Below are 22,975 nucleotides of genomic sequence, written 5' to 3'. Positions count from 1 at the left end.
AACGATTTATGCGTAAGTTAAATGTTTTTTAACCAATTAATATCATCTTGGCTAGATTTATTACTGTCTATTGCTACTAAGTCAATTCTATGAGGTACAATACTTGGGTTTAAGGATTTCTCTTGCATATAGTACATAAGTGCTGACACAAACTTTCTACGTTTAGAGGGATGAAAATACTCCATTGCAGAACCAAATTGATTACGAGTTCGGTATTTTACTTCAACAAATACAAGTTGTTCTCCATCTTGCATAATGAGATCTATCTCACCTGTACGACAACTATAGTTTTTTGCAATAAATATAAGGCCCTTTTTCTGTAAGAAGGTTCTTGCTAGCTCTTCAGCCTCTTTACCAATTAGTGGTGATATTGCTTGTTTAATCCAGTCCAAGTAGAGTCACCTCATCTTGCTTCACTTGTGCAAGGGGTAAAATTCTATGAATGACACCCAGAGAGTCAATATTAATATCTCCTGTTAAACCATGACTATTTACATTCGAAAGTAGTTTTAACGTACGTAACTGAGGGATTAAATTGTAAGCATCTACACCCATTGCAAATAGTCTTAATAGGCTGTCTTTTTCTTGAGGCCATAATTTATTTACTTCAGCTGATAACTCTTGCCACTTATGGTCTGGTAACATCCAAGGCATGTCAGTAAAGGTCAAACTACGTAAGTCTCTTAGACTATTCTGGTTAACGTCTATACTGTAACTGCGTGAGGAGGCGAATACAGAGAGTGACTTTCTGGCAAAGGGGCTTAAACTCGCTTCAATTATTGGATTTAATAGTTCTGTTTGTTCTGGATTAGCAAATAAAATAATCGCATCTATGTCTCTTCTATTCCTTTCTACGCCAATCACTTCTTTATTTGATAAGTATTCTATTTGTTGTATTCGTGACCTACTTTGTGCAACATCCAAAACACTTGAAACTTGAGTTCGCATATCTTTATTTGATGTAAAGGTAGTCAGTTCAGGGCTGCGGCCTGTTTGCTTCTTCCATTCATTGGTAAAGGCTTGAGCCATTCGTTGTGTTGAAGAACCCTCAGCAGCAAATATGACTGGGTGAACAAATTTATGTTTAAACACATGTTTCGCAAGTTGCTGGGCTTCGTCTTCTGGGGCTAAAGAAAAAAAGTAGTGCTCCACAGGTTGTGAAGGTTCAATTTCTAGTGAACCATTTGGTCGTGTACTAATAGAGTTAGCACTTGTCGTTTCAAGTCTATTAAGACCCAACATGACTTTGTTTGACGGTAAAATTTCATGAAGACCAGCCACTTTTTCTTTAATTAATGGTCCAATCACCACATCAAAATTTTTCACTGAAGCATTTAATTCTTCAGGTGTTTTCAAAGCTGAATCAAAAAAATGTAACTCTTTAATTACTTGACTATCCTTAGTTTGAGCACTTTCTAAATCGTGATAATAAGAAGCAAGCACCCCTTTCTTGATGGCTATACCTTGACTCGCTAAACGCCCACTCAAGGGGATTAATATTGCTATTTTTGACGGCTCAACAGGCTCCAATTGCAGCATTTCTATTACTTCTTGGGGAAGGTTATTTGCAACTGTTTGAGTTAAGTTTCTGCTTTGCCAGTTTAGAAGCTGTTGTTTGTATTCAATTGGGCTTAGCGCAAATCGTATATTTATAATTGCCAGTTGCAACCAAGGTTGTAAATCAGGTTGTTGCAAACTTGCTTGTTCCAATTCAGGTAAGTTGAGGTTTTTTATAAGTGACCAAACTTGTTGGCTTTTTTGAACCTCTGGTAATGTTGTATTTAGTAGTGAGCCTGCAGCGTTTATCCATTGCTTTCTTCTCACATAGAATTCAGATTCTAAGACATTGATCCTTGATGTGTACTTAGTTTCGCTGGGTAGATTAGCTAATAAAGTCTCAACGTTTCTAATATTGCTCATTTCAAGGGATATATAGCACTCTGCAATAATTAAATTACTTTGACGAATTTGTTGTTCGTTTTGCAGTTCCTTTTGTACAACTTGCAGCATTTTTATACTTTTATCGCAGCGGTTTTCTCTTTGAAAAGCCTCTGCTGCTGCTAGAAGAAGTGCGTTTCGTTGAAATGAGCCTTTGTTGTTTGCGTAACTTTGTTTAGCTTTTTGAAGATAATAGTTGGCATCTTCAACAATTTCGATTTCTTTTACTAATGGTAATTTTTCTGAAACTTGCGGCTTTTGCTCTACAGTACTAGAACAAGAAAATAATATTAAAACCGCGACGCTAATTACCCCAAAACTTCGAAAACTCATCGCTGATATCCATAAAAGAAAGTGTTGAATAGTTTATAGTATCGGGAATAAATATCTAGCGACAACCAGAACTTTACAGTGGAGAATTATCTTTGATTGAATCAGGCACGTTATTTATAGTGGCTACACCAATTGGTAACTTAGAAGACATTACACATAGAGCATTACGGACGCTCAAAGAGGTTGACTTAGTTGCTGCTGAAGATACACGCCATAGTCAGAAGTTATTGCAGCATTACTCCATTTCTACAAGATTAATTTCACTTCATGACCATAATGAAATACAACGTTCAAAGCAGCTTATAGAAAAGTTAAATCAAGGAGAACGTATCGCCTTGATTTCAGATGCGGGTACTCCCTTGATTAGTGACCCAGGGTATGGATTTGTTAATCAGTGCAGATTAGCAGGAATTAACGTTGTGCCTTTACCTGGCCCATGCGCCGCAATTACTGCTTTATGTGCGGCTGGGTTAGCGACAGATAAATTTAAATTTGAAGGGTTTTTACCTGTTAAAACCATGGCTAAACAACAAACGTTACAGAAGTTATTGACGGAAACCATGACTACAGTCTTCTATGAGTCGCCAAGAAGGGTGGTGGACACGATTAAGCAAACTATTGCTGAACTTGGACCTCAGCGTGAAATGGTTATAGCAAAAGAACTAACTAAAACCTTTGAAACCTTCTACTCTGGAACTGCAGAAGCATGCTTAGACTGGCTAGAGGCGGATGTAAATCATCAAAGAGGGGAGTTTGTGTTAATGGTGGCGGGTGAGAAGCCTAGCCAAACGGATGTGTCATCCGAGGCACTTAATCTGCTAAAGCTATTAATGAACGAGCTTCCGCTAAAAAAGGCTGCGGCAGTTACAGCTGAGCAATATGGTTTAAAGAAAAATAAATTATATCAATTGGGGTTAGATTTGTAATTATGAGAAACGTGTTTCGTGGATTTTATCTACTTCTTGTGTGTGTGTTCTTTACTACAAGTAGCTTTGGACAGTGGTTTGAGAGTAAACAGGGGATCATGGGGACCAATATTCATGTTGAATTATGGAGTGAATCTAGGGCTACGGGTGAAGCCGCTACTGAAGCCGTCATGGACGAAATGAGACGTATAGACCGCCTAATGAGCCCCTATAAACCTACGAGTGAACTTAGTAAGTTGAATGCTGAAGCAGCATTTGGTCCAGTCGTTGTATCTAAAGAATTATTTGATTTAATTAGTTTATCCATAGAATTGTCGAAAGAAACCCAAGGTGCATTCGATATTACTTTTGCGAGTGTGGGCTTTTTGTATAACTATCGTGAAAACAAAAAGCCTACACAATCTAGTATTAGAAAATTACTCTCAGCTATTGATTATAGACACATACAGCTTACAGAGTTGACGCATAGTATTTTTTTCGCACACGAAAATGTGAAAATAGATTTAGGAGGAATAGCAAAAGGTCATGCTATAGATAATTCGATTGATATTTTACAAAAAATGGGCATAAAACATGCTTTAGTCACTGCAGGTGGGGATACCCGTTTACTTGGAAATCGATTAGGTAAGCCTTGGATGGTAGGAATACGAGATCCCAGAAATAAGCAGAAACAAGCAGTTGTGCTGCCTCTGGTTGATATCGCTTTATCTACATCCGGTGATTATGAAAGATATTTTGAAGAAAATGGTAAACGATATCACCATATTTTATCACCGAAAACGGGCGCTTCGGCTCATGAGGTGCAAAGCGTGTCAATTATTGGGCCCAAAAGCACCTTAAATGATGCTTTGTCTACAGCTGTTTTTGTACTAGGTGTTCAAAAAGGAATGGACTTATTAAATAGAACACCAGGGTATGATGGAATTGTTGTAGACAATTCTCGTAAACTGCATTATTCAAGTGCCCTCATTGAGTAAGTACGTAATAATCATTTAGTTACGTTTTTTATTTGCAATATTCAATATTGAATATAGAGTAATAATTTATCCTTTGTGAAAGCTTGTTAGAGACATTGTGAGAGAAAAGATATTGGTTCCGACAATTATAGATATTGAAGCAAGTGGTTTTGGTGCCGCAAGTTATCCCATAGAAGTTGGGGTAATTAATGATGCTGGTGAGCGTTTCTGTTGTTTAATTAAACCTCAAAATGACTGGGTTCACTGGGATAAGAAAGCTGAATCTCTACATGGTATTAGCCGGCACCTTTTGAGTGAAAAAGGTGAGACCGTTCAGTCTGTGTGTCGGCAACTTAATCAATTTCTTCATGGACAAGTAGTATACTCTGACGGTTGGGTTGTTGATGATACTTGGTTAATCAAGTTATTCCATGCAGCAGGAGTAATGATGCAGTTTCAAGTGAGCTCATTAGAAATGATCTTAAACGAACCACAAATGTCATTATGGCATGTTACAAAAGACAAACTACTTAAAGAAATGCAAGTACAGCGACATCGGGCCAGTAGTGACGCCGCCCTTATTCAAAATACGTTTGTTACAACTCGGCAAATATCAACTACAAACAGTAATGTGCAGTTAAACTCATATTAGATCTACCCATCCGTCACAAACGTTAAATATTCCCCTTTTTAAGGTTAACTCGTATTCTGGTTACGTAATTTAGATATACTCATTCAAATTTCTTTGAAGGAACAGAATGAGCAAGCTAAGTAAAACATTTTTGACTGACCAAGTTTTAGATTTCGTTGCTGACTCTATTACTGCTCAAGGCTACGTGCTGTTAGAGGACTTTTTACCAACCGATTTGGCGTTGGAGCTTTCAATCGATGCTGAAACTTTATCTAAGACTAAATTTAAAACGGCAGGTATTGGGCGAAATGAAGACAAACAATTAAATAATGATATTCGAACAGATAGTACCCTGTGGCTTACGAAAAAAATGCATCCGCAATCGACTTATATTACTTTGATGGAGTATCTCAAACAGGGAGTAAATCAAAGACTGTTTTTGGGGTTATCAGACTTTGAATGCCATTTTTCACATTATAGAAGAGGCGACTTTTATAGACGACACCTCGACGCATTTAAAGGCCGAAGCAATAGACTGTTAAGTACAATATGCTATTTAAATAAAAACTGGAAAAGTAATCAAGGCGGTGAGCTAGTTCTTTATGCTAATCCTCAAGACTTAGAGCCACTGTCTAAAGTTTCCCCTGATTTTAATCGGTGCGTTATTTTCCTAAGTGAAGTTTTCCCCCACGAAGTGCTCACCAGTAGCAGTGATCGCTATAGCATAGCAGGTTGGTATAGCTTGAATAACAACATGCCAGTAAATGTCGACTATTAGGCGAACAGCCATGTTCTTAATAAAATAGCATCGGCTAAAACGTGGGAGTAGCATTCAATTTAAAATTCCCATTAAGTTTATTGTAAGGAATTATTTATTCATAGCGGTGAAAGTAATTTTAATTGAATATCTTAGTATGAAAAGTAATCTAAACGCATTTGTGGATGGTATTGATTCTCATTTGTGTTTTGTTTATAGTTACGATAACTTTTCATATAATCATTGAGATATACATGTTAAAAACTAAAAAGCACAAGTTATCAGTTGCTATCGTGGCTGTTACATTAGGCCTCGCTGGATGTGGTGGAAGCTCTAAGAACTCAGCACCTTCTGATATTGCTTTATCTGCCTCAACTGTAGACGAAAATGCAGCAGGTGTAGTAGTAGGTTCATTGACTGCCACTGATACTAATGCAAATGATACTTTCACTTTTACTGTTGATGATATTCGTTTTGAAGTGGATGGTGCGACGTTGCAACTTACTTCTGAACACTCAATTGATTTCGAATTGGAAGAAACAGTTACCTTGAATGTAACTGTGACAGATAGCGCTAGCAATACGTTTACCAAACCTTTTACAATTAGTATCGAAGACGAGCTTGATTACTATGGTTTCGAAAGCGCTAATATTATTGGTGAATCAGCTGTTAGCTATAGTGGACAAATCGCACGTCAACTTCTAATCAATGATTTAACTACGCTAATAAGTAATGAATTAAGTGATGTCACATCATTTGATACAAACGGTATATTTACCAATCGCGCATCTGTCATCGATGCCTTAAATTCTTATTTTGATGTTGCCGATTATGATGTTGCATCACAGCGTAATTTGCTCACCGAAACTTCTCCAGCTGGTCAAACAACTTTATTTGACATTTCTGAGTCATCTAAAGATTTGGTTGGAAAAATTGCTGGTAATGATGCTACAGGGCAGCATAAAGATTGGAACAACGGTGATTTTGAAGGGTGGGGAGAAAAAGGCTCTACTACCCCAGAAGGCTTAGTTCGTACATTTTTTGATATGCTTGCAGATAATGCACAAACTCAACTTGATGGTGTTGTTCGTCAGGACCCATTCGGTGACGATATTACATCTATTTCACTCACTGATGATGGTCGTGACTTAAAACAACTGATACAAAAGTTTCTGTTAATGGCCGTTACTTTCTCGCAAGGTGCTGATGATTACTTAGATAATGATATAGAAGGTAAAGGTTTATTATCTGACCACACAGACGTAGATAATGCTTATACCTCTCTTGAGCATCAATTTGATGAAGGTTTTGGATACTTCGGTGCAGCTAGAGATTATTTGAGCTATACAGATGATGAGGTCGCTGTTAAAGGTGGCCGCGATGATTGGCAGCTCTATCATGATACTGACGGTGATGGCGTCATTGATTTTAATTCTGAGTATAATTTTGGTCAGTCAACGAATGCTTCGAAACGTGACAGAGGCGCAGTTGTAGCTATTGATTTTAGTGCTGATGCAATGAATGCATTTCTTCAAGGGCGTAAGTTATTAAACGATACAGCTGGTGTAGCTTTGACTGATGCGCAAAAAACGGAGTTGTATGGTTATCGAGATACAGCACTTAGTACGTGGGAAAAAGCGATCGCAGCTACAGTTATTCATTACATTAATGATACGAGTGCTGATTTAACTGCTATTGGTACCGATGATTTTAATTACTCCGATGTAGCGAAGCATTGGTCTGAAATGAAAGGGTTCGCTTTAGGTTTGCAATTTAATAGACATTCATTATTAAGTGACGCAGATTTCACAGAAATCCATAGCTTGTTGGGTGATGTACCAGTGTTAGTTGGTGACGATGAAGTAGCTGCATACATTGTAGATTTATTGGCAGCGAGAGCCTTGTTAGAGTCAAGTTATAGTTTTGACGCTGATAACGTTGCTAACTGGTAAAACTACTTTTATAAAATTGGAGTATCTTGATTGATACTCTTAAGAGGTTACCTTAACAGGGTAGCCTCTTTTTGCGTTTAAAATCATATGGTATTGGAGTTAAGAGTGTGGTTAAACTTTTTCATTTAAAGCGAGATAAGCTAGTACTTAACATCGTAGTTACTATTGTTTTTTTTAGTTTAACGGCTTGTGGTGAAAGCTCGAGTAGCACCCAAGGTATTCAGTTTTCTCAAAATTCGTCAAGCCAACCTGCCACTGACGATTTTAATCAGACCTTGCTCTTAGAAAGCCTTACAGACAATGTAATTGTGCCAACATATGAGAAGTTTGCTGAATTGACTATCTTGCAAGAGAGCGCAATTAGTAATTATTGCGATGCTCTAACGGATCAGGCTAGTAATATTTCAGAAATGCAAATAACCGCCCAACAAAGTTGGAGAGAGCTTATGGCTGTTTGGCAAATGGCTGAAGTGATGCAAATTGGGCCTCTAGTTGAGAACAATAATAGCTTGCGAAATAAGATTTATTCTTGGCCAAATGTTAGCCAATGCGCTGTTGATCAAGACGTAGTGTTATCGGAGCAAGGTGGCTACGACATTAGTACTCGTACTCCAAGCAGAAAAGGTTTAGATGCAATAGAGTACCTTTTGTTTAATCAAAATTTAGACCACAGTTGTACTGTTTTTGGTACAGATCCACAGGGGTGGAATAACCGTATTGATGAAGACAGAGCTATAGCTAGGTGCAATTTTGCAAAAGTAGCGGCAATAGAATTAATAGCTAATAGTCAGTCACTGGTCACTGAGTGGAATGGCACATCAAGCGAGGAAGGGTATGCTGATACCCTAAAAGATGCTGGGCAAATCGAAAGTGCGTTCGCTGATGTTCATGATGCGGTAAATGATGTATCAGACGCTTTGTTTTATGTCGATACTTTAACCAAAGATGCAAAATTAGCGACCCCCTTAGGTATATTTGTCAATGATTGCGGGTTAGTACCTTGTGGTGAAAATGTTGAATCACAATTTGCATTCAACTCTCTGGATAATATTCTTAATAATATTCGCGCTATTAACATGATTTTTTTGGGTGGTGATGATGACGTTGGGATAGGGTTTGAAGATTATCTTATCGATGTAGGTGCGGATGATACTGCTCAAAAAATGCGTGATGATTTAACGAACGTCACACAATTTATAGAAGATATTCAACAAACTCTTACGGAGCTTTTGGAGCAAAACCCAGAACAAGTGCAACACGTTCATGATGAACTTAAAAAGGTAACAGATACGCTAAAAACTGACTTTATTCAGGGGCTTGCATTAGAGTTACCAGCAACATCTGCTGGTGATAATGATTAAATCAACCTTATATAATTATCATTTTCTCATAGTATTTAATTTCATCTAAGTAAGAGCATTTAATGAAGAAACCACCATTAGCAATATTAATCACAAGTATATTATTGAGTCAGGTAGCTATTGCTGAAGAAAAAAATAACTCATTTGAGCGTTTTAGTATTCTCGGTAATAAACAAGAATTAAGTAAATCAGCAGGTTCTGTTACATTTATTAGTGAAACTGAACTAGAAAAATTTGAATACGATGATATCGCCAGAATACTAGCAACTATCCCCGGCGTGAATGTGAGACAAGAAGATGGCTATGGCCTACGCCCAAACATTGGGTTTCGTGGTGTTACCCCTGAGCGCAGCAAAAAAATTAATATCATGGAAGATGGAGTTCTAATTAGCCCCGCTCCTTATTCAGCTCCGGCTGCTTATTATTTTCCAATGACAAGCCGTATGACAGCTGTTGAAGTAACAAAAGGCCCATCCACTATTAAGTATGGTCCTAACACTGTAGCTGGCGCCATTAACTTAGTCACGAGGCAAGTTCCGGTGGGTAGGGAAGCAGGTTTAGACGTAAGCTTAGGCTCTGACGGTTATGGTAAAGCTCATGGATATTTTGGAGATAATATAGATGACTTTGGGTATTTAGTTGAAGGCATCCATTTACGTGCTGATGGGTTTAAAGAACTTGATGGCGGCGGGAATACTGGGTTTGATAAGTCTGATGTTATGGCTAAGTTTAATTACCAATTAGATGGAGATGATTATCAGCAGGTTTTAGAGTTAAAGTTGTCTCATGCGTCAGAAACATCTGATGAAACTTATTTAGGCTTAACAGATGAAGATTTTGATAAAAACCCTTACAGAAGATATGCGGCCAGTCAGTTGGATGTTATGGAATGGGAGCATCAACAGGTACAGTTTAGTCATCATATTGAGTTTGAAAATTTCAATGCTACTACTAAAGTGTACCGAAATGACTTTGAACGGGCTTGGTTCAAGCTTAATGGATTTGGCAGTTCGCAAGGTGGGAGTATTCCTACCCTCCAGCAAATTTTAACTAACCCTACTGATGAACTGAACCAAGTTTATTATCAGGTTTTGACTGGGCAAGCTGATAGCACATTACGCGAGATTATAGTTTTAGGGACCAATGACCGAGAATACTATTCTCAAGGCTTGCAAATAGATATGACGTGGGACATGTCTTTGTTTGGCTTTTCTCACCAATTGGCTAGTGGTATTCGTTATCATGAAGATGAAATTGAGCGTAATCATATTGAAGACAACTTTCTAATGCGTTCTGGACTCTTACAATCAACTGGTGAAGCGACCGTTGCGACGGCGACCAATACAGAGCAAACCGAGGCTATTTCAGTTTACCTGCAAGATACATTGACGTTGGATGACCTAACAGTCACAGCTGGTATACGAGGCGAATTAATTGATAGTTATTTTAAAAATAGAGCGCCGCAACGAGAACAGGATTTTCAATATAAAACCACCAGATTATGGTTGCCAAGTATAAGTGCTTATTACGGAATAAATGATAATTCAGGCGTTTTTGGTGGAATACATCAAGGGTTTGTGCCAACTAGTCCCATACAGTCAGTAGACATAAAAATTGAGAAAAGCATAAATTATGAGCTAGGTTGGCGTTATGAGGCTAATGGTAATAAAGCTGAAGTGGTTGGCTTTTTCAGTGATTACAGCAATTTAAAGGAAAGCTGCTCAATTTCTGCTGGATGTGATACTGATGTTGAATTTAATGCTGGTGCAGTAGATATATATGGGATTGAAGCTAGCTTCAGTGATAATTTCGAGATTAACAAGCAGTACTCTGTTCCTTTAGCTATTGTTTACACTCATACGCAATCGTCTTTCAAAGAGACGTTTTATTCTGATTTTGAACAATGGGGGTTTGTAACTGCTGGTGATTCGCTACCTTATTTAGCCAAAAACATGCTGTCTATTAGTCTTGGCTTAACTGCTGAGAATTGGCAAGTCGCTATGTTAGTCAATTATACAGATGAAATGCCAGAAGTCGCGCAAACTGCGTTAACAGGTGATATTCGTGATTCAACTCTAGCAGGTTTACATACCGAATCGACCTTAGTGGTTGATATATCTGCAAGTTATGAGCTAAACCACAATAGTCAATTCTATATGAAACTAGACAACCTTTTGGATAGCACAGATATAGTAAGCAGGCGTCCTTTTGGCGCTAGGCCATCCAAGCCCCGTCAAGTTTCTATTGGGTATAAATATAGATTTTAAATTTGTTAATTGGGGCTTACATTGCAGATAGTTGAGCTATTAAGTGAAAGTATCTTGTTATTACCAGGATATTTAGTGGATGCAAATAAACGAATATTTGGTCTATATTTGCTCTCTACTTTGTTTTTTGCTGTGCCTGTTTTCCTATTAAAAAATAGACCTTTCAAGTTTATGGCTTTTACGGGGTACGTGTTTAATAAAAAAATATGGTTACACCCTTCGGCTCGTTTGGATTACTCCCTGTTTATTGTAAACCGTTTTCTAAAATTGATACTCTGGGCACCTATTGTTCTGACAATGGTGCCTATAGCTATAGGTTTCTCAGGTGCAATAGAAAATGTCTTTGGAGAAATAAAGCCGATTACAAATAATCAGGTAGTAATAGTGAGTGTTTTTACTTTTATTTTATTTATATTCGATGACTTTACTCGTTTCTTATTACACTTTTTGTTACACAAAGTTCCTATTCTTTGGGATTTTCATAAAGTGCATCATTCAGCAATAGTTATGACCCCTATGACAATTTATCGCAGTCATCCTTTTGAAAGTTACTTATATGCTTGCAGAATGGCGCTTTCACAAGGTCTTGCCGTAGGAATTGGTTACTATTTATTTGGTCCTACATTAAGTATGTTTGATGTACTTGGTGCTAATGTGTTTGTGTTTGTGTTCAACTTGATGGGATCTAATTTACGACACTCTCATATTTGGTGGTCGTGGGGAGATAAAGTTGAAGCGTGGTTTATAAGCCCAGCACAACATCAAATACATCACAGTGATAAAACAGAGCATTTTGACCGCAATCTTGGATCGGCTTTAGCTATTTGGGATAGGGGATGTGGAACGCTAATAAAGTCATCTGAAACCGGTAAAATAAGATTTGGTATCGGAAATCAAGAGAGTGGACATAAGTCACTGCTCGAGGCTTATATAAGTCCTTTTAAGGATATTTGGAAACGAAGAAAAGCAGATAGTGACTACTAAACGAATGGCTTTTCTTCTTTTCGTAAGTGTAAACTAGTAGCATTGATTCTCTATAAGCGGTTAGAAAAATTATTATTCTTGAGTAAATGTTATTCCTGCATTGTTTTCTAGACGTTTAATTAAGTTATCGCCCATTGCAGGTGCAGTCGTCCATATGCCACCTTTTGTTTTCGTTGTATCTTTCACTAAGCATATTGCAGCTTCTGCAATGAGTTTTGAAGTAGAGCCATACCCTGGATCTTTGTCACCTTTAACTGAAATTTTGATCTCGTTTCCGTCTGAATCAGAACCTATATATAGTAAATCATAAAACCCTGACTCACGCTCTTCTTTGTTAGGCCCTTCCCCTGGTTTTGGACCATTTTCGCCACCCATACTTTTGTCATTTGTCATGGAGTTTGCAATGGCTTCTCCTTTTTCTCCTGGGCCAGTCATGAACATCTCGTCGTAAATAAAGTCTTCTCCGTAGGCCTTTCCTAATAGAAAGTTTGAACGCTGGACATTTCGAGTATTAATAACGGCCATCACAAATGGTGCGACCCAGCTATTTAAGTCTGCTTCAAAGAAAGGTCTATTGCCAAATGGCTGGTTTACTCCTTGATACTTTGGAGTTAAAGAAAATGGGTTGAGTAAAGCTTTCATTTTTAGAGGATCTTTTTTGGCTGCTGCGATTGTTTCTTTGAAGCTAGCAGAGGTTCCACCAGAAAATGTGCCTTTCATTTTTCTCACGCGACATCGCACAGTTGGCATCACTTTGCCAAATTGTTGCTTGGCTAGCTTCTGTAAGTGATAAACACCCATGTCAGAAGGGATTGAGTCGAACCCACAGGAAAAGACAATACGTGCCCCGCTTTGTTGCGCAGCTTTTTCATGGGTTGGTATCATTTCGCTCATCCATACCGGTTCGCCACATAAATCTACATAATCAACACCGGACTTCGCACACATAGCTATAAGCTCAGAACCATAAATTTGGTATGGTCCAACAGTTGTAAGCATTAACTTGGTGCGATTAACCATAGCTTGTAATGAGGTTGGATCTTGAACATCAGCGGCCACTAGAGGGATAGTCTCCGGTACACCTATCTCATCTCTCACTTGCGCTAATTTTGCTGCGCTTCGACCTGCCATGGCCCACTTTAAGGATTTATCGTTTGAGTATTGGGTAGCCAAATACTTTGCGACTAATCTACCAGTAAATCCAGTTGCTCCGTAAACAACAATATCAAATTCTTTATTAGTACTCATCACACCCTCAACCTATCAGCTAGTAAAATGAGTGTAATGGGCTTGTAATATAAGTTTACTTTATTTAAATAATTAAAAACTATAGGTGTTGCTAATGTATAGTTTTCTTTAGATACAAAAAACGAGCATAAATGCTCGTTTTGATTGAACGTGGAATTTTTCACATACTCTTTACTTAAGCTGTAACGATTTTACAAGCGTTAGTTCCACCAATTGTTTCCATTTCATCGCCATAAGTCAGAATAAATTGATCGCCTGACTCTACTACGCCTTTCTCTTTCAAAGTCGCGATCACGTCAGTTTTCAATTGACCAGGGTTACTGCCTCTAGAGTCAAAAAACACAGGTTTAACACCACGGTAAAGCGCCATCTTATTCAAGGTTGCATCATGTCTTGAAAGAGCATAAATAGGCAGAGAGGTTGTTATACGTGACATTAGTAATGGCGTACTACCACTTTCGGTTAAAGTAACAATAGCTTTAATTGTTTTTAAATGATTAGCAGAATATACGGCACTCAATGCAACTGTTTCACCAATTGAGTTGAATGACTCGTCAACTCGGTGTTTAGAAATAGTCACGCTAGGGTGAGTCTCTGCACCAACACAAACTCTAGACATAGCAGCTACTGTTTCAACAGGAAACTCACCTGCTGCTGTTTCGGCTGATAACATTACGGCATCTGTTCCATCTAATACCGCGTTTGCGACGTCCATCACTTCAGCACGAGTTGGCATTGGACTTGTTATCATTGATTCCATCATCTGCGTTGCAGTGATAACCACTTTATTGAGTTGTCTAGAGCGAGAAATAAGCTTTTTCTGAACCCCTACAAGTTCTGCATCACCAATTTCAACTCCTAAATCACCACGTGCAACCATAACAGCGTCAGACGCTTCAATAATGTCATCAATCGCTTCGTCAGTCGCGACGGTTTCTGCACGCTCAACTTTAGAACAAATCATTGCACTGCAACCCGCTTTTTCTGCCAGTTGACGTGCGTAACGCAAATCGTCTCCTGAGCGAGGAAAAGATACTGCAAGATAGTCAACGCCGATTTTTGCAGCCGTCACTATGTCTTGCTTATCTTTTTCAGTTAACGCTTCTGCAGATAGTCCACCACCTTGGCGGTTGATACCTTTATTATTTGAAAGTTTTCCTGCAACAGTTACTTTTGTATGTACTTTGTTTCCTTCAACACGATCCACTTTAAGTTGGATGCGCCCGTCATCTAATAACAATACGTCGCCTGTTGAAACGTCTTGAGGCAGCTCTTTGTAATCGATTCCTACGGATTCTTGATTCCCTGCATCACGGTCTAAATCAGCATCAAGAATAAAGTGATCGCCTATTTTTAAAATAATTGACCCTTCGGCAAACTTAGCAACACGAATTTTAGGGCCTTGTAAATCACCTAAAATTGCAACATATTTACCTAACTTTTTAGCGGCAACTCGAACTTTATCCGCGCGATCTATATGGTCTTGTGCTGTACCGTGAGAAAAATTCATCCTTACCACATTGGCACCCGCCTTTAGAATTCCCTCAATTTGCTCAACGGTATCTGTAGATGGACCTAAGGTCGCCAGTATTTTTGTTCGTCTTAACATTGTTATAGTGCTCTGTAGTTGTCGCGCATTATTAATCTATCTTTACTCGATAGGTGTTTGATACATAAAATATTATATTCATCAGCATAGCTATCTTTAGGCAATACTTCTTTTAACTATTTATGACGATTACATTTAAACAAACTCTAAATCGTCGTAAATTGACAAATCTGTAATTTTATTACGAAAATGGTAGTGCAAATTCGTCAAAAAGTGAATCTATTCTCAAAAAAAAGAGCTTAAGCGCTCTTTTTTTATACCTTTTATTGATAACCGTCTCTTTTATCAAATCTAGAACCCCTAAGGGTATCTTTAACGCGTTTTAAGTTCTCTCTAAACTTATTACCGCGCCTGAGGGTGAAGCCTGTTGCTAGAATGTCAATTAAGATTAATTGTGCAATACGAGAAGCCATTGGCATGTACATATCTGTATCTTCAGGTACTTCTAAAGATAATACTAAACTGCATTCTTTAGCTAGTGGGCTATCCTTTGAGGTTATCCCCATTACTGTTGCGTCATTGCCTCGAGCGATTTGTGCTATTTCTACTAGGCTTTTAGTTCTGCCCGTATGAGAAATTAAAACCACAACGTCTTCTTCGCTGCAATTCATACAACTCATTCGCTGCATTAAAATATCTTCAAAATACACTACTGGAACGTTAAATCTAAAAAATTTATTTAATGCATCATGAGCCACTGAAGCTGAGGCGCCCAGCCCAAAAAATGATATTTTTTGGGCTTGAGTTAATAAATCTACCGCTCGATTAATTGTATTAATGTCAACAGACGAACGCGCAACCTCTAGAGATGCCATGGTAGATTCAAATATTTTATTAGTATATTCGTCAGGTCCGTCATTTTCTTCTACATGCCTATTAACATAGGGAGTACCATTGGCAAGACTTTGCGCTAGGTGTAGCTTAAAATCAGGGTAGCCTTTGGTATCTAATCTCCTACAAAAACGGTTAACAGTGGGCTCACTTACTCCTGACATTTTAGCTAGTGTTGCTATACTGCTGTGAATTGCCATTTGAGGGTTTTCGAGGATAACTTCTGCAACTTTGCGTTCTGATTTACTAAATAAAGCGTCGTGTTGTGTTATTTTTTCCAGAATATTCATATTAAACAGAAAACTTCATTATAATTGTTTTACCTTGTTGGTAAGATTACCCTGTAACGATCCTTATGGGTACTATTGTTGTAATTTTTTAACGTGAAAATTTACAAAAAATGTTAGTTTCATCGCCCAAGTGGGCAATAAATATGGTGAATTTGCGATGATAAGTTGTAAATTTACTACATTTAATGTTAAATATTGCACCATAATCTAGGGGATCTCATAAGTTAGATACAGTTCTCTTAATGCAACATTTTCTCTCAATATTTAAGTAGGCAAAAAAAATGGTTTTGGAAAATTCATTCGAACCTTGTGACTTTGTTTTGTTTGGTACCATTGGTGACTTGGCCAGACGTAAACTTTTACCCTCTCTATATCAACTTGAAAAAGCTAATCTCATGCATGCTGAAACCAAGGTAATTGGTGTGGCACGTCAAGATATTAGTCTCGAAGAATACGTAACTTTAGTAAAAGAAAATATAGAAAATTTTACTAAGGAAGATCTATGTTTAGAAACTTGGAACAGGTTTAAAGAAAAACTAGATTACGTTCGTGTCGATATGAAGGACGCAGACAGTTACAAAGTGTTCAAAGAGCATGTTGATGCAAAACGAACTATGGTTTGTTACTTTGCGACTCCTCCTTCAATTTTTGGTGACATTTGCAGAGGTTTGAAAGCGGCTAACATCATCGACAAAAGTATGCGAGTAGTGCTAGAGAAACCTCTAGGTCATGACTTAGAGTCGTCAAAAGTTATTAACGACCAAGTTGCAGAATTTTTTGAAGAAAGACAAATTTACCGTATTGACCATTACCTAGGTAAAGAGACTGTATTAAATTTAGTGGCTTTGCGCTTTGCAAACTCTATATTTGCAACCAACTGGGATCATAATTGTATCGATCACGTGCAAATTAGTGTTGCTGAGTCGGTTGGTATTGAAGGTCGTTGGGGGTATTTTGACGATGCTGGTCAAATGCGAGATATGGTGCAAAACCATTTACTACAAATATTGACGCTGATTGCTATGGAGCCGCCAGCTACACTTGACGCAACTAATATTCGTAACGAAAAGCTGAAAGTGCTTAAGGCGTTACGACCAATTGATGCATCTAATGTTCGCCAAAATACCGTTCGTGGACAGTATGTAGAAGGCTTTATTAAAGGGCAAGAAGTTCCAGGTTACTTAGATGAACCTGATGCGAACCAGCAGAGTACAACTGAAACCTTTATTGCCTTAAAAGTAGAAATAGATAACTGGCGCTGGGCTGGTGTACCATTTTATTTGAGAACGGGTAAGCGTCTACCAAACAAGACCAGTGAAGTGAATATTTTCTTTAAACGTCAGCCTCACAATTTATTTAAAGATAGTTTTACTCAGCTACCACCCAATAAGTTAACGATTAGACTTCAGCCTGATGAAGGTGTAGAAGTTACCGTTATGAACAAAGTGCCAGGATTAACGAGCTCTGGTGCGATGAACCTACAAAAATCTAAGCTTAACTTGAGCTTTTCTGACACATTTAAAGATGAGCGTATTGCTGATGCATACGAGAAGCTATTGTTAGAAGTTATGTTAGGTAATCAGTCACTGTTTGTACGTCGAGATGAAGTCGAAGCCGCTTGGACTTGGGTTGATAGTATACTTGCCGCATGGAATTCTAGTAACGAAGCTCCAGAACCGTATCAAGCGGGTACTTGGGGGCCAGTGTCTTCTATTGCATTATTAGCTCGAGAAGATAGAGCTTGGTATGAAAGTAAAATAGGGAAAAAATAATGGCATTAACGAAATCAAAATTTAGAACTCCTGAACAACTTAATTTAGCATTCACACGTAAAATATCTAAATTGTTAAGAGATGGAATTGAAGAAAACGGTCGAGCTAGTTTAATCGTCTCTGGTGGCAGAACCCCTGCTGCATTATTTGAAGCATTATCTAAAATTAGTTTAGCTTGGGATTTAGTGGACATTAGTTTAGCTGATGAACGCTGGGTTGATAACGCCAATGAGGCGTCAAATGAAAAAATGTTACGTGAAAAACTTCTCATTAATAATGCAGTTAATGCTAATTTTTTCCCACTTAAAACACACCATGCTGACGCTACTGAAGCAGTTCAGCAGTGTGCTAGTAATTTGCAAGACATACACAAACCTTTCGATGTGGTAATTCTTGGTATGGGTGAAGACGGGCACACCGCTTCTTTATTTCCATGCTCAGAGCAAATTTCAGAAGGTCTAGATCTAGAATCTGGTCAGTCCTATATTGCTGTGCAGCCCACTACGGCACCTAATCAAAGAATCTCATTGACCTTGCCTGCTTTATTAAATAGTCAGCAAATCTTTTTACATTTGACAGGCGACAGTAAAAAAGAAGTACTAGATATTGCCTTATCTGGTGACAACGAAATGGAAATGCCTATTCGCGCAGTATTAAATAATGCTGATGTTGAGTTACTTTGGGCACCATAGCCTGATAGGTATATAACAAATTTTAAATTTTTGGAGAAAACTGTGAACACTGCCATTCAGGAAGTCACTGCACGAATTATCGAGCGAAGCAAACTGACTCGTAAAGCATATTTAGACAAAATTGAAGCTGCTCGTTTAGAAGGGCCTCATCGTGGTGTGTTGTCTTGTGGTAACTTAGCCCATGGCTTTGCAGCTTGTGGTACAGAAGAAAAAGCTGATTTACGCAGCATGACTAAAGCTAATATAGCCATTGTGTCTTCATACAATGATATGTTATCGGCTCATCAGCCCTATGAAGATTATCCAGCATTGCTAAAAAAAGCAGTAAGTGAAGTGGGTAGTGTTGCTCAATTTGCTGGTGGTGTACCCGCTATGTGTGATGGAGTGACACAGGGAACGCCTGGTATGGACCTTAGCTTAATGAGCCGAGATATTATTGCTCAAGCTACAGCCATTTCATTGTCTCACAACATGTTTGATGGCAATTTATTGTTGGGAATATGTGACAAAATTGTCCCTGGTTTATTGATGGGTGCACTTAGTTTTGGACATTTACCAAGTATTTTTGTACCTGCAGGCCCTATGCCTTCTGGTATACCGAACAAAGAAAAAGCCCGTGTTCGTCAAGCCTACGCTGAAGGTAAAGCGACAAGAGAAGAATTATTAGATGCTGAATCTAAGTCTTACCATTCTGCCGGCACCTGTACTTTCTATGGTACTGCCAATAGTAATCAACTAGTGGTTGAAACAATGGGCTTACATTTACCTGGTTCATCTTTTGTTAATCCAGGTACTCCGTTACGTGATGCTTTAACCGATGCAGCAGCAAAACAAATTACACGTATTACCGACTTAGGTGATAATTATCGTCCTATGGGCCACATCGTTGATGCAAAAGCCATAGTGAATGGATTGGTTGCATTATTGGCAACGGGTGGTTCAACTAACCACACTATGCACTTAGTTGCCGTTGCGCGCTCTGCTGGTTACATTATTAACTGGGATGACTTTGCTGATATTTCTAGTGTTGTTCCCTTACTTACTCGAATCTATCCAAATGGATCTGCAGATATTAACCATTTCACCGCAGCAGGCGGTATGGCTTTATTGTTTAGAGAGCTGTTAAACGCAGGCTTACTTCATAATGATGTTAAAACCATATGTGGTGATGGTCTTGAACAATACACTCAAGAGCCCGTGATTAAAGATGGTGAGTTGATTTGGCAAGACGGTCCTAAAGAATCCTTTGATAAAGAGGTTGTCGCCACTGTAGATAAGCCTTTCAAAGTAGATGGTGGTTTATCAGTACTGTCTGGTAACTTAGGCAGAGCAGTGATGAAGACATCTGCGTTACGTGAACCTCACTGTAAAATTACAGCACCAGCCGTTGTATTTGAAGACCAATTTGAACTCCACGCTGCGTTTAAAGCGGATGAATTGAATAAAGACTGTATTGTTGTTGTCAGATTCCAAGGACCTTCTGCCATAGGCATGCCAGAGCTACATAGTTTAACTCCTCCTCTTGCTGTACTGCAGGACCGAGGCTATAACGTGGCATTGGTTACAGATGGCAGAATGTCAGGTGCATCTGGAAAAGTACCAGCTGCCATCCATGTGACACCAGAGGCACTTAAAGGCGGTTTGTTAGCCAAAGTGAATACTGGCGATATGATTGAGTTAGACACTGCTACGGGTGTTATGTCTGTTTTAGTTAGCGATGATGAGTTAGAAAGCCGTGAAGCCAAAGTAACTGATGTAGCAAATCATCAAGTTGGTATGGGGAGGGAAATGTTTGCAGCTATTCGAACTACCCTTACCGGTGCTGAGCAAGGTGCCTGTTCTTTGTTTCTAGGTCAGGAATGATTATGAAGTTTGTTGCAGATGTTGGTGGCACAAATATTCGTATTGCTCAGGTAGATAGGAATCAGATAGGGAACATTAAAAAGTACCTGTGCGCAGACTTTGCCACTATTACAGATGCTATTAATACTTATTTCGCTGAGTTTCCAGAAGTAACCTTTAATGCTGGATGTTTGGGAGTTGCTTGTCCGGTAACGAGTGACCGCATCGCTATGACCAATAGTCATTGGGACTTTTCTATAGCTGAACTCAAACAGCAATTGAATCTTAACTGGTTAGGTGTGATTAACGATTTTACCGCGGTAGCTCATGCCGTTCCTGTTTTGAATGATGACCAAAAGTATCAAGTTGGTCTGGGAACAATTCAAGATAATGAGAATGTCGCTGTTTTTGGCCCAGGTACAGGTTTAGGTGTTAAGCACTTAGCGCCATCAGAAGATGGTTGGTTGGCCCTTGACGGAGAAGGCGGCCATGTAGATTTTGCTGCGGTTGATGAGCTTGATATTGCTATTTTACGTTTCTTAACTAAGAAGTTGGGTCATGCCTCTGCTGAGGAAGTGTTGTCAGGACGTGGTTTAGTGCAAATTTACCAAGCATTGTCAGAATATCAAAGTACGGAAGCTGAGTTAACTGAAGCTGCTGACATAACTGAAAAAGCTCTCAATGGTAGTTGTGCTCTATGTACCGCTACTTTGAACCAATTCTGCAAAATTTTGGGTAGTTTTGCAGGAAATCTTGCCCTTAATATGGGAACACGTGGTGGCGTGTATATTGGTGGTGGCATTGCCCCCCGTTTCACCAAGTTTATTCAAGAAAGTGATTTTCGTGAGCGTTTTGAAGCAAAAGGCCGATTTAAAGGCTATGTCTCAGGAATCCCCACTTTCATTATTACCGAGCCCGATCATGGTTTGATTGGAGCTATGGCCTATCTAAATCAAAATTTTAAAGGTTAAAATTCAATGACAAAAAATTGGAAAATGACATCAGAAGAAATATTCAGCCAAGGGCCAGTAGTGCCGGTTTTAGTTATCAAAAATGTTGAACATGCAGTTCCTCTAGCGAAAGCTTTGATTGCGGGCGGTATAAAGGTTTTAGAAGTAACATTAAGAACTGATGCAGCAATTGATGTAATCGCTAAGATTGCCAAAGAAGTACCGGAAGCTGTAATTGGTGCGGGTACAGTCACTAATCGTGAGCAATTACAACAAGTAATTGATGCTGGCGCCAAGTTCGCCATCAGCCCCGGCTTAACAACTGATCTATTGAAAGCTGGTAATGAAGGCAGCATTGCACTTATTCCTGGTATTTCTTCGATTTCAGAATTGATGACAGCTAAAGATCTTGGCTATACCCACCTTAAGTTCTTCCCAGCTGAAGCTTCTGGTGGCGTAAAAGCGCTTAAAGCAATTGGTGGGCCTTGCCCAGAAATCACATTCTGTCCAACAGGTGGTATCAGCCCTAGCAACTATAATGACTACCTATCTTTATCCAATGTAGCTTGTTGTGGTGGTTCTTGGTTAGCGCCAGAAGACGCAATGGAAAATGGCGAGTGGGATAAAATTACCCAATTAGCTAAAGAAGCAATCGCTGGCGTTAAATAAACGTAGTTTTTTAAAACTTATTAAACAGTATTTATTTAAATAAAAACCGATGGCAATTTCCATCGGTTTTTTTTGCATGCTTAATTATTAGTATGAATTGTTAGGCTGTTTACTTTTATCTATATATTTGAATTTATATAGTGTGCACCTATTAGACAGGCTAGTTGCTTCATTTTTTCATGATTTTTAGGCCAGATAACTTATTCTTATGTTTTCTCGATGGAGTGGGGCATACCGCACTCAAGTGCTAATAACGAGCAAAATTTAAGGTTTAGGTTATCTTAAACTACGACTTATCGAGCTACTACGCTAGCGTTAATAATAGATACTTCTTCACTGGGTCGTCCGTTTCTTGAACCTAGGCTCTCTATCGTTGCTAATACTTCTATACCTTCTGTCACGTCACCAAAGATAGTATGTTTGCCATTTAACCAAGGTGTGGCCGAGAATGTCAGGAAAAATTGACTGCCATCGGTATTAGGTCCTGCATTTGCCATACTGAGCTTACCTGCTTCGCTATGAGTGATATTTTCGTCAAACTCGCCTTCATAGGCGTAACCTGGATTTCCTCTTCCTGTACCTAAAGGGTCGCCTCCCTGGGCCATAAAGCCAGGAATAATTCGATGAAATAACAATCCGTCGTAAAACCCTAGTTTTGTGAGATAAATGGTACTAGAAACATGCATTGGGGCGGTTTCTGGCTTAAAAGTAACCGTGATGTCTCCATGGCTTGTGGCTAATTTCCAAAGGTAAGTTTTGCCTTCAGTAAAAGTGAATACTGGTGGTTTAGGTAGTTTGGTTTTCCAGTTGTCAGATGATTTATCAATGTCTTGTTCTGCAATAAACTGATCCACTTGTTTGATGGCTTTATCAGTAAATAAGTCACAACTTGAAAAAATTAACATAATCAAAATAACAACAGCAGTGGGCGAGCTTAACGACAGATAAGACTTCATGATGTAAGGGG

At 38.7% G+C, this 22,975-nt stretch carries 19 protein-coding genes; 13 read left to right on the top strand and 6 right to left on the bottom strand.

All coding sequences use genetic code 11. From position 1 onward, the window contains the following. Window positions 1-17: 17 nt before the first annotated feature. Window positions 18-392, bottom strand: coding sequence for a YraN family protein (locus ABJD71_RS18505; RefSeq protein ID WP_348173071.1), 375 nt, complete (start codon window positions 390-392; stop codon window positions 18-20). After that, complete coding sequence (locus ABJD71_RS18500; protein ID WP_348173068.1) at window positions 379-2,271, bottom strand: penicillin-binding protein activator; 1,893 nt, start codon at window positions 2,269-2,271, stop codon at window positions 379-381. Before ABJD71_RS18500 ends, ABJD71_RS18505 begins: the two co-directional genes overlap by 14 nt. Before the next feature lie 92 nt (window positions 2,272-2,363). On the opposite strand from ABJD71_RS18500, the gene rsmI reads away from it, so the two are divergent. From rsmI to ABJD71_RS18460, 8 genes are all read left to right on the top strand, one after another. Continuing rightward, the gene (gene rsmI, locus ABJD71_RS18495; RefSeq protein WP_348173065.1) at window positions 2,364-3,197 is read left to right on the top strand and encodes a 16S rRNA (cytidine(1402)-2'-O)-methyltransferase; all 834 of its coding nucleotides are present in this window, start codon (window positions 2,364-2,366) and stop codon (window positions 3,195-3,197) included. A gap of 2 nt (window positions 3,198-3,199) precedes the next feature. Next, window positions 3,200-4,174: an FAD:protein FMN transferase gene (locus ABJD71_RS18490; RefSeq protein WP_348173062.1), complete on the top strand. Its 975-nt coding sequence runs from the start codon at window positions 3,200-3,202 to the stop codon at window positions 4,172-4,174. Window positions 4,175-4,271: 97 nt separating this feature from the next. Continuing rightward, window positions 4,272-4,805, top strand: a complete 534-nt coding sequence (locus ABJD71_RS18485; RefSeq protein ID WP_348173059.1) for a hypothetical protein — start codon at window positions 4,272-4,274, stop codon at window positions 4,803-4,805. Between the two features lie 106 nt (window positions 4,806-4,911). Then, window positions 4,912-5,562, top strand: a complete 651-nt coding sequence (locus tag ABJD71_RS18480; RefSeq protein ID WP_348173056.1) for a 2OG-Fe(II) oxygenase — start codon at window positions 4,912-4,914, stop codon at window positions 5,560-5,562. A 233-nt stretch (window positions 5,563-5,795) separates the two neighbouring features. After that, a complete protein-coding gene (locus ABJD71_RS18475) occupies window positions 5,796-7,493 on the top strand; it encodes a DUF4856 domain-containing protein (protein WP_348173053.1) in 1,698 nt (565 codons plus the stop codon). Window positions 7,494-7,600: 107 nt separating this feature from the next. Further along, on the top strand, window positions 7,601-8,854 hold the full coding sequence (locus ABJD71_RS18470) for an imelysin family protein (RefSeq protein ID WP_348173050.1): 1,254 nt from the start codon (window positions 7,601-7,603) through the stop codon (window positions 8,852-8,854). Window positions 8,855-8,916: 62 nt separating this feature from the next. After that, the gene (locus ABJD71_RS18465) at window positions 8,917-11,121 is read left to right on the top strand and encodes a TonB-dependent receptor (RefSeq protein ID WP_348173047.1); all 2,205 of its coding nucleotides are present in this window, start codon (window positions 8,917-8,919) and stop codon (window positions 11,119-11,121) included. Window positions 11,122-11,148: 27 nt separating this feature from the next. After that, window positions 11,149-12,105, top strand: coding sequence for a sterol desaturase family protein (locus ABJD71_RS18460; protein WP_348173128.1), 957 nt, complete (start codon window positions 11,149-11,151; stop codon window positions 12,103-12,105). A gap of 72 nt (window positions 12,106-12,177) precedes the next feature. Here ABJD71_RS18460 and ABJD71_RS18455 read toward each other — a convergent pair whose 3' ends face one another. The 3 genes from ABJD71_RS18455 to ABJD71_RS18445 all read right to left on the bottom strand — a co-directional run bounded on the left by ABJD71_RS18455 (window position 12,178) and on the right by ABJD71_RS18445 (window position 16,083). After that, a complete protein-coding gene (locus tag ABJD71_RS18455; protein WP_348173044.1) occupies window positions 12,178-13,353 on the bottom strand; it encodes a saccharopine dehydrogenase NADP-binding domain-containing protein in 1,176 nt (391 codons plus the stop codon). A gap of 175 nt (window positions 13,354-13,528) precedes the next feature. Further along, window positions 13,529-14,962: a pyruvate kinase gene (gene pyk, locus ABJD71_RS18450; RefSeq protein ID WP_348173041.1), complete on the bottom strand. Its 1,434-nt coding sequence runs from the start codon at window positions 14,960-14,962 to the stop codon at window positions 13,529-13,531. 263 nt (window positions 14,963-15,225) lie between these two features. Next, window positions 15,226-16,083: a MurR/RpiR family transcriptional regulator gene (locus ABJD71_RS18445; protein WP_348173039.1), complete on the bottom strand. Its 858-nt coding sequence runs from the start codon at window positions 16,081-16,083 to the stop codon at window positions 15,226-15,228. 281 nt (window positions 16,084-16,364) lie between these two features. Here ABJD71_RS18445 and zwf point away from each other — a divergent pair, with 281 nt between their 5' ends. The 5 genes from zwf to ABJD71_RS18420 are packed head-to-tail and all read left to right on the top strand — an operon-like array spanning window position 16,365 to window position 22,008. Next, complete coding sequence (gene zwf / locus ABJD71_RS18440; RefSeq protein WP_348173036.1) at window positions 16,365-17,855, top strand: glucose-6-phosphate dehydrogenase; 1,491 nt, start codon at window positions 16,365-16,367, stop codon at window positions 17,853-17,855. Continuing rightward, the gene (pgl, locus tag ABJD71_RS18435) at window positions 17,855-18,547 is read left to right on the top strand and encodes a 6-phosphogluconolactonase (protein ID WP_348173033.1); all 693 of its coding nucleotides are present in this window, start codon (window positions 17,855-17,857) and stop codon (window positions 18,545-18,547) included. The genes zwf and pgl overlap by 1 nt, the downstream gene beginning before the upstream one ends. 42 nt (window positions 18,548-18,589) lie before the next feature. Continuing rightward, window positions 18,590-20,410: a phosphogluconate dehydratase gene (gene edd / locus ABJD71_RS18430; RefSeq protein WP_348173030.1), complete on the top strand. Its 1,821-nt coding sequence runs from the start codon at window positions 18,590-18,592 to the stop codon at window positions 20,408-20,410. Further along, window positions 20,407-21,360, top strand: a complete 954-nt coding sequence (locus ABJD71_RS18425; RefSeq protein WP_348173027.1) for a glucokinase — start codon at window positions 20,407-20,409, stop codon at window positions 21,358-21,360. Before edd ends, ABJD71_RS18425 begins: the two co-directional genes overlap by 4 nt. 6 nt (window positions 21,361-21,366) lie before the next feature. Further along, entirely contained in the window at window positions 21,367-22,008 is a 642-nt protein-coding gene (locus tag ABJD71_RS18420) for a bifunctional 4-hydroxy-2-oxoglutarate aldolase/2-dehydro-3-deoxy-phosphogluconate aldolase (RefSeq protein WP_348144944.1), read from the top strand. A 293-nt stretch (window positions 22,009-22,301) separates the two neighbouring features. Here the strand turns inward: ABJD71_RS18420 and ABJD71_RS18415 are convergent, their stop codons facing one another. After that, on the bottom strand, window positions 22,302-22,964 hold the full coding sequence (locus ABJD71_RS18415; RefSeq protein ID WP_348173024.1) for a peptidylprolyl isomerase: 663 nt from the start codon (window positions 22,962-22,964) through the stop codon (window positions 22,302-22,304). Between the last annotated feature and the right edge of the window lie 11 nt (window positions 22,965-22,975).

The organism is Paraglaciecola sp., assembly GCF_039943935.1.
Lineage (GTDB): Bacteria > Pseudomonadota > Gammaproteobacteria > Enterobacterales > Alteromonadaceae > Paraglaciecola.
The sequence above is the reverse complement of the archived record's forward strand: the minus strand, read 5'-3'. Positions and strand labels throughout refer to the sequence as shown.